Raw genomic sequence first — 14052 nt, 5'->3', positions numbered from 1 at the left:
TGTGAAGTGACTCAACCAATGATTAACTACTAACATGGCACACACGCTGCGCTACGCCGCTGCCTCCGACGTCGGCCGCCGCCGTGAGCAGAACGAGGACTCGGCCTACGCCAGTCCCCGGGTGCTCGCCGTGGCCGATGGGATGGGCGGATATGCCCACGGCGAGGTCGCCAGCACCGTCGCGATCACCGCTGTGGCGGCGATGGACGGCGGGCTTCCCACCGACGGCGTCGACCTCCACGCGACCATGCGGACGCTCGTGAAAGAGGTCAACCACACCATCGGCGAGATGACCGAGAACGACCCCGGCCTGCGCGGAATGGGCACCACGCTCACCGCCATGCTCTGGGAGGGCGGCAACTTCGCCCTCGCCCACATCGGCGATTCGCGGGCCTACCTGCTCAGAGACGGCGCGCTCTACCAGATCACCCACGACCACACGCTGGTCCAGACGCTGGTGGACGACGGCAGGATCACCCCCGAGCAGGCGTCGGTCCACCCGCGCCGCTCGATGCTGCTGCGCGTGCTCGAAGGCACCGGCGACGGCGACCCCGACGTGCGCGTTCGCGAGGGCGAGCCGGGCGACCGCTACCTGCTGTGCTCCGACGGGCTCACCGCGGTCGTCGGCCCCGACACGCTGCACGAGGTGATGTCCGGCCTCGACGACCTCGCCGAGGTCGCCGCCCGGCTGATCGAACTGGCCAACGAGGGCGGCGGCCCCGACAACATCTCATGCGTGGTGGCCGACTTCGTCGAAGTGCCCGACTCCGAGGTGTACGACCTGACCGGCGTCACGGTGGGCGCGGCCGCGGCGGCGCGGCCCCCCGCCTGACCCTGGTCCGTCCGGTTCAGCGGTTCGTCCGGTTCGGCGGGGTCAGAACGCTTCGAGGGCTTCGAGCGCCCTGAACACCCCCGCCGCGACCTCCTCGGGTCGCGATTCGGCGACGTCGAACGTCAGGTCGGCCACGCGTGCCATCATCGGCCCCCGGCCGGCCCGCTGCTTGGCCAGCATCGCCCTCAGGTCGGCCTCGAAGTGCGGGCGATGCCGGCCGGACAGCATCCGCTCGGCCAGCACCGCGTCCGGGGCGTCCAGCCAGATCACCAGCACCGGCCCGAGCAGGGCGGGGGTGTCCGGCGAGTCCATCGTGCTGGCCGCCGCCGCGATCACGGACGGCGGGTCGTCGGTCAGCGACTCGCGCAGATGCTCGAACTCCCGCTTGTGCAGGACCTCCGCACCCATCCGCTCGACCGTCTCGGCCGCGGTCATTCCGTAGCGGGCCTCCATGTCGGGATCGCTGTCGCGCAGCGTGCGGTGCAGCCGCTCGGCGATGAGGGTCGCCACCGTCGTCTTTCCCGAACCCATGAGCCCGATCACGACGATGGGCGTGTCGGTGGCGGCCTGTCCGGTGGGGGACTCGGCCGGGGGCGTCGTCAAACTCCGTCACCTCCGGGGTGGGTCGTGGGGTGGGTGTCATTCTCCTGCCCGGTAAGGGGCGGTTCAGCGCGGGGGTGACGTTTGAGATCCGCCTGACGGATAGAAGGCAATGCGTTGGCTGGAAGGAGACAACCCCATGACCATCGCCGGGAGCATCATCCTCATCATGCTGGGTGCCATCCTCACCTGGGCGGTCGAGTTCGAGTTGGCGGGCGTCGACATCAACGTGGTCGGCGTGATCTTGATGGTGGGCGGCGTGGCCGGACTGCTGTTCGGGCTGTACCGGATCCAGCAGGCCCGCCGTACCGTCGTGGCCACCACCCACCATGAGGCGCCCACGACGCGACGCGTGTACGAGGAGCGTCGCCACGACGACCCCATGGTGTGACGGTTCAATGCCCCCACCTCCCACTGACCGGCGCCGTCGCCGGCGTGCCGTAGACCGCTATCTCACCAAACTGATCGCGGGCGCTCTGGAGCGGCAGGCGCGCAGGAGGCGATCGAAGTGTGCCCGGAGAGTGGAGGGGTTGGCGCTGTCCTCGGCTGAGTGCGCAGCCGAGGACAGCGTCCAGCCGCCGCTGGCGGCCTCGGGCCGCCGGGATGTCCGGGGCAGGTGGCTGGCGGGGGGCCTCGGCGAGGCGCGGCCGGGAAGGTGGCGTGCGCGCCCCGCCGAGGCGGTCAGGTCATCCACGCCCCGCTGCCACGCCAGCTCATCGCTAGAGGTCCCACGCGTCACCCGAAACGGTCGTCGTCGCCCCGTCACGGCGATGCGCGGTCAGCACCGTCGCGCCGTACAGGTACTCCGCCCCGGACATGGACGGCATGATCCGCGCGAACCGCACCCGGCCACGCCCGTCCGGGAAGGTGGCCAGCGCCGCCAGCATGTCCGCCGCCGCGACGGCTGCCGAACCGGTCACACCAGCAGAACTGCTCTTCCCCGCATCCACCTTCCAGGAAGCGAGTACATCGTCGTCTTGCTCGATCTCCATCAAATCGGGCATGCCGGATTCCGGCACAGGGATAAGATCTCCCACGGGTCGCAGCTCCTATCTGCGGTCAAGGAACCCGTCGAGCGTTCGTAGCGTCCCGGCGGGTTCCGCCTTTTCAAGGCATGAGGTGACCGTAAATCGAGCCCGTGAAAGTGTCATTGGTACTTTCCGAGGAGATCTCTCGGAAGTCTCAACGAGAGTGAACGGCGCTGGTCAGTAAGGCATTTTGACGACGTCGGCGAGTGCGCGCATTTCTTCCGTAAGGGTCCGCCTGCGACTGATCACGCGTGTAAGGATGTCCTTCGCGTAATGTTGCACAGAGATCCACTCCGGTGAAGCCTGTGACAATTTCATCAAAACGCCCAGCGCTTCACTGGTGCGCCGAGTGGAGACCAGAGCGTTTGCCACGTCCAGATGGTGCCGGTTCCTCCCTGCGGCCTTTGCCAACAGAAGCTGTTCCGGTATCTGCTCGGCGATTTTTAGTACTTTGTCGGGCCTGTCCTGAATGGTGGCATTCTCTGCGCGTTGCATGGCGACCGTTGATGGCCCAAATGTCCGTGCCGTACTGGTGTCGGCGAGAATCTCATGGCCGATTCTCGCGGCGGCAGCGCGGGCCAGCTTGAGCATGTCTTCGGCCTCGCCCTCCCGATTGTCGCGAATCGCGGCGGCGGAGGCGAACAGCAGGAGTTGTCCCCACGCGCTCAGTTCGCCCGCAGTCGCGCGGCTGAAGCGAGGTTCGATCTCATCAGCCCAGGTCGTGGTTATGGAGCGAGCTTCGTCGAGGAGGCCGCGCCGGAGATGCAACCACGCCATGGTGCTCACCGCTGCGGCGGCGTCGAGTCTGTTGTCCGCCGTGTCGAGAGCGAGTTGAAGCGTCACGTCGGCGGTGCTGTACTGCCGGGTCTGAACGAAGAACCATCCGGCGAAGTTGAGCAGTTGCGAGCGAATGGCCCGTCCGGAGCCGTTGAGGGCATCGGCGTCCCGCAGTAGATACGGCAGGGTCTGGGAGACTTCAGCGTATTGGTGCACAGCCATAAGTGGCTTGAGCGCGTCGAACGCGGCTCGAACGCCCTCACTGGTCGGTGCTTCTGTGGGCTGTTCTATGCGGCCCACAAGTGCGCGTTTCGTCGCATCCCATATCTCTATATGGGCTGAGAGATCATTCTCCTCTTCGCCTTGGGAGGGGCCGATGAGGCTCATGGTGGGAACGCGAAGAGCGGCGGCCAGGCGGCGAACCGTCTCCAGCCGTGTGTCCTGAACGACACCTTGTTCGATCTTCCTTACCAGGCTGACCGAAATGTCGGCTAGGTCGGCGAGTTCCTTCTGGGTGAGTCCTCGTCGCTTTCTTGCGGTCTGGAGTCGGGCGGCGAGTTCCATGGTTTTGTAGCCTTCAGGCATAGCCCAGCCCTTCTGGAGTCCCCAATGACTTCAGGTTACGGCGCAAGGCTTTATTTGTGCACCACGCTCGCAGGAACGGTCGGTACCAATATGCGCGATTTAGGCGGCCCTGGTCATCGCTGTCTCCCTGCTGCCGCGCGTCCGCAGTCGTTACGGCGCCTGCCACTTCCCCGCATGACCGGGTGGCAGGCGAGGGCGTGGGCGTCGGGCGTAGCCCGACACCAGGAAGATCGTCCGAGCGCAGCGAGGGCCGTTGGGTACGGACCGCCGATCTGGCGGCCGTACGGAGAGGTCAATGGGGGTGGGGGAGTCGTCAGCGAAGGTGGTGGACGGCTTCGCGGATGGCGGTGCGGTCGATGCCCGCGTCGCGGAGTTGTTCCTTCGGGGTGGCCGAGCCTGGCATGTGGCGGACGGCGAGCTTGATGACGCGGGGGCCGAGGTCGCTGACCGCCGACAGGACCGCCTCGCCGAGGCCGCCCTCGGGCCAGTGGTCCTCGACGGTGATCAGGTTGCCCGTGGTGGTGGCCGCCGAGCGCAGGGCCTCCACGTCCAGGGGCTTGATCGAGTAGAGGTCGATCACGCCGACCCGGGTGCCCTCCTCGGCCAGTTCGTCGGCCGCGGCCAGGGCCTCGTGGACGGTGACCCCCGTGGCCACGATCGTCGCCAGGTCCTCCGGGGAGCTGCGCAGGACGCGGCAGCCGCCGATCGCGAACTCCTCGTCGGGGTCGTAGATCACCGGGGTCGTCCCACGGGTGGTCCGCAGGTAGCCGACACCGGGGATGTCCGCCATCGCGGCCACCAGTTTGGCCGTCTGGTTGGCGTCGCAGGGGGAGAGCACCGTGCTGCCGTGGACGGTGCGCATCATCGCCAGGTCCTCAAGGCCCATCTGCGACGGGCCGTCCTGGCCGATCTCGACGCCCGCGTGGGAGCCGACGAGCCGGATGTCGGCCTGGCTGATCGCCGCCATCCGGATGAAGTCCGCGGCCCTGGTCAGGAACGCGGCGAACGTCGTCGCGAACGGCACCCAGCCGCGTACCTGCATGCCGACCGCCGCCGCGATCATCTGCTGTTCGGCGATGTAGAACTCGAAGAACCGCTCGGGGTGGGTGTCGGCGAACACCTGGGCCTTGGTGGAGTCGGCGACCTCGCCGTCCAGGGCCACCACGTCGCCGCGCGCCGAGCCGAGCGCCGCGAGGGTCTCGCCGAAGGCGGTGCGGGTGGCGACCTCGTCCCCGACAGTGAAGTGCGGGAGTTTGAGCGGATTGTGGGGGACTCCATTGGGTTCACGCGCCGGATCCGGCTTCGTCACCTCGACGCGGATGGTCTCGCGTTCGCCGCCCAGCTCCCCGATGGCGCGTTCGGGGTCGGCGAGCGGCTTGCCGTGCGCCCCCTCGCGGTCCTCGACGGCGGACACGCCCTCGCCCTTCCTGGTCCGCGCCAGGATCGCGGTGGGCCGTCTGCGCATGTTGCGGGCGTCGTTGAGGGCGTAGTCGATCTGTCCGGGGTCGTGCCCGTCGATCTCCACGGTGTGCCAGCCGAACGCACACAGCCTGCGGGCGTACGCGCCGGTGTCCCACCCGTGCCGGGTCGGCCCGTGCTGGCCGAGACGGTTCACGTCGACGATGGCGGTGAGATTGCCGAGTCCCTCATATCCCGCCTGCTCAACGGCCTCCCACATGGACCCTTCGGCCAGCTCGCCGTCCCCGCACAGCACCCACACGTGGTACGGCAGGTGATCCAGCCTTCGTCCCGCGATGGCCACGCCCACCCCCACGGGCAGTCCTTGGCCGAGCGAGCCGGTGGCCACGTCCACCCACGGCAGCCTGGGGGTCGGATGGCCCTCCAACCGGCTGCCACGCTTCCGGAACGACAGCAACTCCTCGTCGGTGATGGCCCCGGCCGCCTTGTAGAGCGCGTACAGCAGCGGGGACGCGTGGCCCTTGGAGAAGATCAGGTGGTCGTTGGCCGGGGAATCCGGGTGGTCGAAGTCATAGCGGAGGTGGCAGGCGAACAGCACGGCCATGAGGTCGGCGGCGGACATCGAGGAGGTCGGATGCCCGGATCCGGCGGTGGAGGAGGCCCGTACGGCGTCCACGCGCAGTTGCGTCGCGAGGTCGGCCAGGTAGCGGAGATCGCGTTCGGGCATGATGACTCCCTTCGTCTCTGCACTGACTCCCCGACTACCCGACCCGCCTAGCGGAAACCTGGCGGCGGCGACGGCGTATGAGCGCCGATCCCACGACGGCGGCGGCCCCGGCGGCGGCTCCGGCGGCGGCCGACACCCATACGGGGATGCTCCGATACCGCGCCTTCCCCCGGTCTCGTGCGGCGCCGCCGCGGGCGAGGTAGCGGTCCACCACGGCGGGGGCCACCCGCTGGGCGATCAGGGTCGCGGCGGTGGAGGCGCCGACCCGGTGCTCCTTGCGCTCGGGGTGCAGCGCGGCGAAGACCATGGCCTCGGCGACGGCGTCCGGACGGTGGACGGCCGAGCCGTCCTGGTCGTCCGTGGGAGCCGGAGCCGGGAACCGGACCGTTGTGATCTTGAGGGCGCTGCCCTCTTCGAGGAGTTCCGTCCTGATCGACTCGGTCATGCCGCTGATCGCGTGCTCCGCCCCGCAGTACGCGGACCTGAGCGGCACGCCCCGATACGACAGCGTCGATCCGGCCTGCACGATCACGCCGTGCCCGCGCGGGCGCATCAGGTCGAGTGCCACGCGGGTGCCCCACGCGCAGCCGAGATACGCCTCATCCGTGACCCGCTCGAACTCCCGGGGGTCCATGTCGGCGAAGCGCGCGGCCTCCGTGGGGAACGTCACATTGATCCACACGTCGATCGGGCCCAGATCGGCCTCGATCCGCTCGGCGGCCGTCCTGACCTGCGCCAGGTCGGACGGGTCGGCCTCGTAGACCATGCCGCTGCCGCCCGCCGCGCCCACCTCCACGGCGGCGGTGGCGAGGCCCGCCGACTCCCCGGCGATCAGTCCGACGTGCGCGCCCTCCTGGCCGAGCCGTCCGCCCACGGCACGGCCGACGGCGCCGTCGGCGCCGGTCACCACGACGACCTTGCCGACCAGCGCGTCCCTGCGCTCGGGGGATCTCGCGAAGGGCTGCTCCGGCCGGGTGTCGCCGCCGGTGTCATGCCAACCCGTGTCATTCCAGCCGTTGTCATGCCAGGTGTCGCTATTCCAGTCCGGCACTGCCGTCCCCCTCTTGCTCGCGCGCGGACTGCCGGTGCACGGCGAGCCAGATGTCGATGATGGTCACCACGGCGACGACCGCCATCACGATCGTCAGCCAGTAGATGTGCGCCACCACGCCGAGCACGCCCACAGCCGCCGCGAACAGCAGGAAGAACGAGCCGATCCGGATGTGCACCACGTCCCGCGGTGTGGATGGAACGGCCGGCTTCTCGCGTCGCGTCATCTCCACCTCCTCTGTCGTACAGCGGAGAGTGTCCCGTACCCAGCGCGGGTGCTCTCATGCCCCGCGAGCAGGGTGAGCGCGGCTTCGAGCACGCCGTCCACGCTGGTGGCGGGGTCGTCCACCCGCAGGCACGGCGTGCCGTACGCCTCGGCCAGCCGGGCGATGCCCGCGCTGCCGCACACCACCAGCCGGGCCCCGGCCACCACGGCGCAGAGCTGCCGCATCGACGTACGGCCCGTCAGGACGGCATGCGGCGGCAGGAAGCTCTGCGCGGCGACCCGCGTGGCGACGAGACGGTCCGACCGGCCGCCGGTCACCACCACCTGACCGCCCTTCCCGGCCACCACATCGGCCACCAGCGCGAAACGGTGCTCGGGCCGGCGGCCTCGGTCACCATGGTGAGCAGAGCGCCCGGAGCGTCCAGAGTGCGCAGCGTGCGCAGAGTACGCGGAGTGCCGGAAGCGTCCGCCCTGGCCGGGATGGACGACGACGGCCCCCTTGGCCTGGTTGCGGCACAACGGAATGGGCAGGGCGATGTTGCCGGGGTCGGCGGCCACGCCGTACCACTCCAGGAGACGGCACCAGCGGAGAGCGTCGTCCGCCACGTCCTCGTCCCATTCGGGGCCGGTGAACCCGTCCGTGCCGCCGGACCGATGCCCCCACAGGTCGGCCGGACGCAGGTCGAGCAGCATCCGGTGCGTGCCGGGATCGGCGTCGCGCAGGTTGACGGCGAGGTCCGGCGGGCCGCCGGCCAAGGTGAGCGGGCGGCCGGGGTGCAGTGGGACAAAGCGCTCCACCGCACCGGTGAGCGCCGCGAGTTCCGCCAGCTCGGGCCGCGCGGCCAGCAGCACCCGCTGACCGGACCCGCGCAGCGCCCGCAGCGCCGGGACGGCCGCCAGCAGGGCCCCGAGACCGTCCCCGCACAGGACCAGCGCGCACGGACCGGAAGGCCCATCGGAGCCGGATGGGCGGACATGTAGCGAATGGCCTGGGGTGTCAACGACAAGTCGCATGGTCACTCCTGCGTGCGCCGCCGGAGGTCTTCCGGCATGGCGAAGACGACGAGAGTGCCTGCGTCCTAGACACGGGGCGTGAAACGCCTCGGCCACTGGTGTTCCCGATCTCCCGGCGTCGAACCCCGCCAAAGCCCGCCGCACGGGGCCCGCCGGTTTCGCGGCGCCGCGCAAGGGCAAGCGGAGGCCGTAGACGAGGGCTGTGAAGGGAGTCATGATGACAGACGAAGCCCCACAGTACGTCGCCGCCAGAATTCAGCGCGCGCTGGCCGAGGACACACGTACGCACGAATTGGGCATCCGCGTCGATGTTCGTGGGGATCAGCTCTACCTGCGCGGGCAGGTCACCGGCGAGGACCGCCGCCGGATGATCGCCGGGGTGGCTCATGAGGCCGCGCCCGATCTGACGGTCCACAACGAGGTCAGCGTGGTCGAGGTCCGTGACCCGGGAGAAGAGGAGACCCTGTGAGAGTGCGCATCGCCGCGGTCGGTGACATTCACATGAGCGAGGACCTGCGCGGCAGGTTTCGCGCCCGGCTCGACGGGATCGAGGAGCGGGCCGACGTCCTGCTGCTGGCCGGCGACCTCACCCGGCACGGCACCGCGGAGGAGGGGCGCGTGGTCGCCGACGAGTTCCGCGGCCTGCCGATCCCGGTGGTCGCGGTGCTCGGCAACCACGACTACCACTCCGACGCGGAGGAAGCGATCGCCGTGCTGCTGCGCGACTCGGGGATCACGGTGCTGAACGACAACGCCACGGTCATCGAGCGCGACGGCATGACGCTCGGCGTCGTCGGGGGAAAGGGCTTCGGCGGCGGGTTCGCCGGCAAGTGCGCCAGTGAGTTCGGCGAGCCGGAGACCAAGGCGTTCGTCCGCCATACCAAGGAGATCGCCGAACGCTGGCGGGTGGCACTGAAGGAGACCCAGGCCGATCACCGGGTGGTGCTCGCGCACTACTCACCCGTCAAGGACACCCTGGAGGGGGAGCCCAAGGAGATCTATCCGTTTCTCGGCAGCTACCTGCTGGCCGAGGCGGTCGACGCCGAGGGCGCCGACCTCATCCTGCACGGTCACGCCCACCTCGGTACCGAGAAGGGCGTGACGCCTGGCGGGATCCGGGTTCGTAACGTGGCGCTTCCGGTGCTCGGCCGAGCCTACGGCGTCTACCGCCTCGGGAAGGAGGAGACGCCGTAGGACGGACGGCCTGGGTGGCCGAGAGGTTCATCGCCCCTCGGCCTTATACGTTGAAGATGCTCACCCCGCCGGGGCCGACGAGGAATCCGAGGACGATGAGCACGACACCCCAGAGGATGTCGCGCCGGGCCAGGATCACGTAGATCCCGGCGATGACGAGTACGACTGCGATGATCCAAAGCAATGTGGCCATGGGCCCGCTACTGCCCCGGCGATTCAGCGCTTAACATCGCCGTCCTCCCGGTGGCGGTAAAGCGTGAGCAATGGCTGGGCGAACCAGAGCCAACCGCAGGCCAAGGCCACCGCCGCTCCGAAAAGCGTGGCCTGCCAGGAGTTGATGACGACCTCTGTGACCAGCGCGACCGCGCTGGTCATCGCCAGGGTGAGAAGCAGCGCGCCCGCGATTCCGAGCCCGTTGGCGTTGTGCAGCATCCGTTCCTTCAGCCCGGTGCGGAACAGCAGCCGGTGCTGGGCGGCGGGCGCGATGAAGCAGATGGAAGCGGCGGCGGCGGCCATCAGGGAGATGAAGAACAGCCATCGCCCGACGGTGTCCACCTTGGGGAAACCGGCGGCGAAGGGCAGCGTCAGCAGGAACGCGAACAGCACCTGCACCCCGGTGACCGCCACCCGCAGGCCCTGCAGTAACTCGGCCAGCTCACGGTTCACCCGTTCCTTGTGACTTTCATCCGGACCCGAATCCATCAGGTGTCCGGCATCGGCGTCTGCATCGGCCGTTCTGGCCGATAGTGGCTGGGTCATACGGCAGCGGCTACCCTGCGAGACCACGCTCATGTCTAGCCGCAGGTCGATCGGGTAGCGGATCATCATGGGCAGCCACAGCCATGAGGTCACCGATGCCATCCTTGAGACCCTCAAACGCGCCGGAACCGGCCTGAAAGACGCCGACGTCCGCTTCGCGCTCGCGGGCGGCTGCGCGGCCTACGCCCGCGGCGCGGCCCCCTCCCTGCACGACGTCGATTTCGTGCTGGTGCGGGAAGACGTCGACCCGGCCCTCGAAGCCCTCGCCAGGCTCGGCTTCCGCATCGTGCGCCCGCCGGAGGACTGGCTGGTCAAGGCGTATGACGAGCAGGGTCACCTGGTCGATCTCATCTTCCGCGTGGCCGACCGCGAGGTGACCCCCGACCTGATCAAACGGGCCGAGCCCCTGACGGCGTCGGCGGTCATCCTGCCCGTGCTGGACGCCACCGACCTGGTCATCTCCTGGCTCCTCCCGCTCTCCGAGCACAGTTGCGACTACGGTTCCCTGCTCCCGCAGGTCCGCGCCCTGCGCGAACAGGTCGACTGGAACCGCGTCGCCTCGGTCTCCGCCCCGTCCCCGTACGCGTCCACCTTCCTCACCCTCCTGGAACGCCTCGGCGTCCTCCGCGAGCCCGCCGTCGCCACCACCGAACCCCTCTGGCCCTGACCTTTCCCACCCCCAAAACCCGTACGAAGACCCCGCAACCGTCCTGTATCCTTGGTGACGCAGACGCGCCGCTAGCTCAGTTGGTCAGAGCAGCTGACTCTTAATCAGCGGGTCCGGGGTTCGAGTCCCTGGCGGCGCACCCGATGGAAACCCCGGCTCAGTGCACTGAGCCGGGGTTTCTCGGTTCTCGCAGGCTCTCCGTTGAGCCGGTGCCTAACGTTCACCCGGGGTGACAACGCCGGACTCGTACGCCAGCACCACGGCCTGCACCCGGTCGCGCAGCCCGAGCTTCGTCAGGATGCGTCCCACGTGGGTCTTGACCGTGGTCTCCGACAAGAACAACTCGGCCCCGATCTCGGCGTTGGACGCACCTCCTGCCAGGCTGAGGAAGACCTCACGTTCACGCTCCGTGAGCACGTTGAGCACGGCGTCCGGGTCGGTGTCGGCCTTCGCGACGAGCCGCCCGATGAGCCGGCGGGTCGTGGCGGGCGCGATGATCGAGTCGCCCCGGTGCACGTGCCGGATCGCGGCGATGATCTCCTCACCTGGCGCGTCCTTCAGCATGAACCCGCTCGCACCGGCGCGCAGCGCGGCCAGGGCGTGCTCGTCGAGATCGAACGTGGTCAACACCAGCACCTTCGGCGGGTCGTCCAGCCGCTGGATCTCCCTGGTGGCGATGACACCGTCCATTCGGGGCATCCGGATGTCCATAACCACCACGTCGATGTGCCGCGACTCCAGCGCCGAAAGGGCCGCCAGGCCGTCGACGGCCTCGGCGACCACCTCCATGTCGGGCTGGGACCTGACGACCATGGTCAGGCCGTTGCGCAGCAGCTCCTGATCGTCGACGATCATGATCCGGATGATGGGAGACTCCTCGGCTCATAAGGCAGGGTGGCCGACAGTTCGAAGCCGGCGCCGGAGCGTCTGCCGGCCTCCAAGGTGCCTCCCACCATGCTGAGGCGTTCGCGCATCCCGGTCAGCCCGACGCCGGCCTCTCCTGCGGGCGGCCCGGCGCCGTCGTTCGTGATGGTGATGTGCAGGCTGTCCGCGCGCCAGGCCAGCGTCATGCCGGCGGCGGCCGTCGCCCCCGCGTGCTTGATCACGTTGGTCAGTCCCTCTTGGATGACACGATAGGCGGTCAGGTCGACGGCGGGGCGCAGCGGCCGGGCGTCCCCGACCTCCTGTACGGCGAGCCGTACGCCTGTGTCGCGCACCTGGTCGAGTAGGTCGGAGAGATCGCCGAGGCCCGGTTGCGGAGTGGTGCCGCCGTCGGCGCGTAGCACGCCAAGGAGCCCGCGCATGTCGCGCAGGGCCTCGCGCCCGACCCCGGCGATGGTGGCGAACACACCCGCCCCGGGGGAGCCGGGATCGGACAGCCTGCCGCCTTCCGCCTGGCTGACCATGACGGCGAGCGAGTGGGACACCACGTCGTGCATCTCGCGGCTGATGCGGTCGCGCTCCGCCCGCGCCGCCTCTTGCCGCTCCCTCGCACGGTCGGCCTCCGCGCGCTCGGCCTTCGCTCTGAGCTCGGACAGGAACAACACCCGGATCCGGCTGAGGCGGCCCAGCGACCATAGGCACCCCGCCGCGGCGACCAGGCCGACCGACAGCCCGATCCGCCACGCGACCGGTTCGTAGGAGCCCGACGAGCCGCCCCATGAGGCCGGATTCCACAGACGCGCCAGGACCAGGGCCACACCCGTCAGGGCGACGGCCAGGCAGGCGAGGCTGGGCAGCAGGTCGAGCCGGCCGCAGACCGTGTAGAGCAGCAGCCCGAAGACCAGCGTGCTCGGCAGCAGCACCGCCGGATAGTAGGCGCCGCCCGGGTCATGCAGCGGCGGCAGGGCCACCAGCAGCAGCATCGCCGCGGCGGCCAGGCCGTACGCCATCAACGGGCGCAGCCGACGCGGAACGACGCACCCGTGCAGCACCAGCAGGCCGAGACCCGCGAGCAGGCGGAGCGGGAGAGGACTGTCCGAGACCCGGAGCAGGCTCAGCGAGACCAGGCCGAGCGGCAGGAGTAGCAGGACCGCGAGCAGGGCATCGGTGCTCACCTGATGCCGGTCGAGAAACGAGTCCACCGCGGCGTCGGAAGATGACGGGGACTCTCGCACGTCCACCATTATGGTCGGCGTGCGTGAACGAGGTGCCGGCGGCGGAAGAGGTACGCCAGCGCGGCCACCGCCAGAGCCGCACCCCACAGCGGCCACAACATCTCCGGCAGCCAGGCCCCCAGTTCGCCGTCCGCCCCCGCGGGGCCGACCTGCTCGCCGGTGAGCTTCTTGCGGACGTACATCAGTCCGGCGGAAGTGATGGGGAGGGAGAGGGCCAGTGCCGAGTAGGCCGGGAGCCTCGCCGGAATCGGACGCCCGCGCAGGAACGGCACCCAGCGCGGCCAGATCTCGCCCCACGGCCGGACCAAGCCGACGGTCAGGACCGCACCGATGAGAGCGAGCGTGCTGAGACCGGCGCCGATCGGGGTGATCTCGGCGATGTGGGCCAGGAACCGGTCGCTGATCCCGACGGGCACGCCCAGCAGCCAGCCGAAGCGGGTGACGGCGTAGACGACGGGGACGGCGACGGCGACGGCGGTCGCGTACTGCCCGACCCGTAGCGCGCCGGCGGCGCCACCGGGCCGCCCGGGCTCCGCGATCAGCGCGCGCGTCCCCAGGACCATCAGGCTGATGCCGGCCGCCACCAGGATGAGCAGGTTGACGCTCGGCCACGTGAGCATGGTCGCGATCATCGAGAACTCGGCCTGGCCGGCGAGCGCGGCGACCAGCATCACCGGCAGATACCCGGCGGTCATCATGATGCGCACGTCAGGCAGGAGCACCGCCAGGCCTGCGCCGACCGCGACGGCCACGACGGCGGGGGCCCGGCTGAGCGGACCTCTGACGGCGAGCACGGCGACGACGCCGGCCACCAGCGCCGACACCGCGAGCGTGACGCCGCCGGCCGCCGCTGGAAGAGGGTCGAGCAGGGTGTTGCCCACGCCCCCACGGCCGGCGTCGAAGGGATATGCGGGCCCGCCGATGGCCCAGAGCAGGCTGAGGGGCAGGTAGCCCACCGACCAGGCGGCGATGATCAGGGTCGGCGCGATCGCGGGGCGGTTCCGTGGGGGAGAGGTGTTCACCTGGCCCAATCTGCCGCCGCCGCGGTGCCCCGCAC

The 14052-nt window shown here is 69.7% G+C and carries 17 protein-coding genes and 1 tRNA gene; 6 read left to right on the top strand and 12 right to left on the bottom strand.

What is annotated here, in order from left to right; all coding sequences use genetic code 11:
- Positions 1 to 34: 34 nt before the first annotated feature.
- Positions 35 to 832 carry a protein phosphatase 2C domain-containing protein gene (locus tag P3X83_RS11370; protein ID WP_277304925.1) on the top strand — a complete coding sequence of 266 codons (798 nt, stop codon included), beginning with the start codon at positions 35 to 37 and terminating at the stop codon, positions 830 to 832.
- A gap of 42 nt (positions 833 to 874) precedes the next feature.
- Here the strand turns inward: P3X83_RS11370 and P3X83_RS11365 are convergent, their stop codons facing one another.
- Positions 875 to 1435 (bottom strand): shikimate kinase, encoded by a 561-nt coding sequence (locus tag P3X83_RS11365; RefSeq protein ID WP_277304924.1) that lies wholly within the window; start codon positions 1433 to 1435, stop codon positions 875 to 877.
- Positions 1436 to 1571: 136 nt separating this feature from the next.
- Here P3X83_RS11365 and P3X83_RS11360 point away from each other — a divergent pair, with 136 nt between their 5' ends.
- The gene (locus tag P3X83_RS11360; protein WP_277304923.1) at positions 1572 to 1823 is read left to right on the top strand and encodes a DUF6458 family protein; all 252 of its coding nucleotides are present in this window, start codon (positions 1572 to 1574) and stop codon (positions 1821 to 1823) included.
- Positions 1824 to 2151: 328 nt separating this feature from the next.
- On the opposite strand, the gene P3X83_RS11355 is transcribed toward P3X83_RS11360, so the two are convergent.
- The 6 genes from P3X83_RS11355 to P3X83_RS11330 form a co-directional block, all read right to left on the bottom strand.
- Positions 2152 to 2451 carry a hypothetical protein gene (locus P3X83_RS11355; protein ID WP_277304922.1) on the bottom strand — a complete coding sequence of 100 codons (300 nt, stop codon included), beginning with the start codon at positions 2449 to 2451 and terminating at the stop codon, positions 2152 to 2154.
- A gap of 186 nt (positions 2452 to 2637) precedes the next feature.
- Positions 2638 to 3822, bottom strand: a complete 1185-nt coding sequence (locus tag P3X83_RS11350) for a helix-turn-helix transcriptional regulator (protein WP_277304921.1) — start codon at positions 3820 to 3822, stop codon at positions 2638 to 2640.
- A gap of 313 nt (positions 3823 to 4135) precedes the next feature.
- A complete protein-coding gene (locus P3X83_RS11345; RefSeq protein WP_277304920.1) occupies positions 4136 to 5968 on the bottom strand; it encodes a transketolase in 1833 nt (610 codons plus the stop codon).
- A 34-nt stretch (positions 5969 to 6002) separates the two neighbouring features.
- Positions 6003 to 7019 carry an SDR family NAD(P)-dependent oxidoreductase gene (locus P3X83_RS11340; RefSeq protein ID WP_277304919.1) on the bottom strand — a complete coding sequence of 339 codons (1017 nt, stop codon included), beginning with the start codon at positions 7017 to 7019 and terminating at the stop codon, positions 6003 to 6005.
- Positions 7003 to 7245 carry a hypothetical protein gene (locus P3X83_RS11335; protein ID WP_277304917.1) on the bottom strand — a complete coding sequence of 81 codons (243 nt, stop codon included), beginning with the start codon at positions 7243 to 7245 and terminating at the stop codon, positions 7003 to 7005. The genes P3X83_RS11340 and P3X83_RS11335 overlap by 17 nt, the downstream gene beginning before the upstream one ends.
- Positions 7242 to 8258 carry a glycosyltransferase family 9 protein gene (locus P3X83_RS11330; protein ID WP_277304916.1) on the bottom strand — a complete coding sequence of 339 codons (1017 nt, stop codon included), beginning with the start codon at positions 8256 to 8258 and terminating at the stop codon, positions 7242 to 7244. Before P3X83_RS11330 ends, P3X83_RS11335 begins: the two co-directional genes overlap by 4 nt.
- Before the next feature lie 217 nt (positions 8259 to 8475).
- On the opposite strand from P3X83_RS11330, the gene P3X83_RS11325 reads away from it, so the two are divergent.
- Positions 8476 to 8727: a BON domain-containing protein gene (locus tag P3X83_RS11325; protein ID WP_277304915.1), complete on the top strand. Its 252-nt coding sequence runs from the start codon at positions 8476 to 8478 to the stop codon at positions 8725 to 8727.
- Complete coding sequence (locus tag P3X83_RS11320) at positions 8724 to 9452, top strand: metallophosphoesterase (protein ID WP_277304914.1); 729 nt, start codon at positions 8724 to 8726, stop codon at positions 9450 to 9452. Before P3X83_RS11325 ends, P3X83_RS11320 begins: the two co-directional genes overlap by 4 nt.
- A 43-nt stretch (positions 9453 to 9495) precedes the next feature.
- On the opposite strand, the gene P3X83_RS11315 is transcribed toward P3X83_RS11320, so the two are convergent.
- Together P3X83_RS11315 and P3X83_RS11310 are read right to left on the bottom strand one after the other, a co-directional pair.
- Complete coding sequence (locus tag P3X83_RS11315; RefSeq protein WP_277304913.1) at positions 9496 to 9645, bottom strand: GPGG-motif small membrane protein; 150 nt, start codon at positions 9643 to 9645, stop codon at positions 9496 to 9498.
- Positions 9646 to 9668: 23 nt separating this feature from the next.
- Entirely contained in the window at positions 9669 to 10304 is a 636-nt protein-coding gene (locus tag P3X83_RS11310) for a DUF6328 family protein (RefSeq protein ID WP_277304911.1), read from the bottom strand.
- Between P3X83_RS11310 and P3X83_RS11305 the strand changes: the two genes are divergently transcribed.
- Positions 10279 to 10878, top strand: coding sequence for a nucleotidyltransferase family protein (locus P3X83_RS11305; RefSeq protein WP_277304909.1), 600 nt, complete (start codon positions 10279 to 10281; stop codon positions 10876 to 10878). The genes P3X83_RS11310 and P3X83_RS11305 overlap by 26 nt on opposite strands.
- A gap of 65 nt (positions 10879 to 10943) precedes the next feature.
- Positions 10944 to 11017, top strand: a tRNA-Lys gene (locus tag P3X83_RS11300).
- 74 nt (positions 11018 to 11091) lie between these two features.
- Here the strand turns inward: P3X83_RS11300 and P3X83_RS11295 are convergent.
- The 3 genes from P3X83_RS11295 to P3X83_RS11285 are packed head-to-tail and all read right to left on the bottom strand — an operon-like array spanning position 11092 to position 14017.
- Positions 11092 to 11733: a response regulator transcription factor gene (locus P3X83_RS11295; RefSeq protein WP_277304908.1), complete on the bottom strand. Its 642-nt coding sequence runs from the start codon at positions 11731 to 11733 to the stop codon at positions 11092 to 11094.
- Complete coding sequence (locus tag P3X83_RS11290) at positions 11730 to 12995, bottom strand: histidine kinase (RefSeq protein WP_277304906.1); 1266 nt, start codon at positions 12993 to 12995, stop codon at positions 11730 to 11732. The genes P3X83_RS11295 and P3X83_RS11290 overlap by 4 nt, the downstream gene beginning before the upstream one ends.
- An 8-nt stretch (positions 12996 to 13003) precedes the next feature.
- A complete protein-coding gene (locus P3X83_RS11285) occupies positions 13004 to 14017 on the bottom strand; it encodes a hypothetical protein (RefSeq protein WP_277304905.1) in 1014 nt (337 codons plus the stop codon).
- Positions 14018 to 14052: the final 35 nt, after the last annotated feature.

Origin of the sequence: Spongiactinospora sp. TRM90649, from assembly GCF_029382225.1 — a bacterium.
In the GTDB taxonomy this organism is placed as follows: Bacteria; Actinomycetota; Actinomycetes; order Streptosporangiales; family Streptosporangiaceae; genus Spongiactinospora.
The sequence above is the reverse complement of the archived record's forward strand: the minus strand, read 5'-3'. Positions and strand labels throughout refer to the sequence as shown.

Excerpts from the sequence above, each read along its gene's own strand:
- P3X83_RS11370 (WP_277304925.1), top strand. The coding sequence starts at position 35 with ATGGCACACACGCTGCGCTACGCCGCTGCCTCCGACGTCGGCCGCCGC.
- P3X83_RS11360 (WP_277304923.1), top strand. The coding sequence starts at position 1,572 with ATGACCATCGCCGGGAGCATCATCCTCATCATGCTGGGTGCCATCCTC.
- P3X83_RS11350 (WP_277304921.1), bottom strand. The coding sequence starts at position 3,822 with ATGCCTGAAGGCTACAAAACCATGGAACTCGCCGCCCGACTCCAGACC.
- P3X83_RS11345 (WP_277304920.1), bottom strand. The coding sequence starts at position 5,968 with ATGCCCGAACGCGATCTCCGCTACCTGGCCGACCTCGCGACGCAACTG.
- P3X83_RS11335 (WP_277304917.1), bottom strand. The coding sequence starts at position 7,245 with ATGACGCGACGCGAGAAGCCGGCCGTTCCATCCACACCGCGGGACGTG.
- P3X83_RS11330 (WP_277304916.1), bottom strand. The coding sequence starts at position 8,258 with ATGCGACTTGTCGTTGACACCCCAGGCCATTCGCTACATGTCCGCCCA.
- P3X83_RS11325 (WP_277304915.1), top strand. The coding sequence starts at position 8,476 with ATGACAGACGAAGCCCCACAGTACGTCGCCGCCAGAATTCAGCGCGCG.
- P3X83_RS11315 (WP_277304913.1), bottom strand. The coding sequence starts at position 9,645 with ATGGCCACATTGCTTTGGATCATCGCAGTCGTACTCGTCATCGCCGGG.
- P3X83_RS11305 (WP_277304909.1), top strand. The coding sequence starts at position 10,279 with ATGGGCAGCCACAGCCATGAGGTCACCGATGCCATCCTTGAGACCCTC.
- P3X83_RS11295 (WP_277304908.1), bottom strand. The coding sequence starts at position 11,733 with ATGATCGTCGACGATCAGGAGCTGCTGCGCAACGGCCTGACCATGGTC.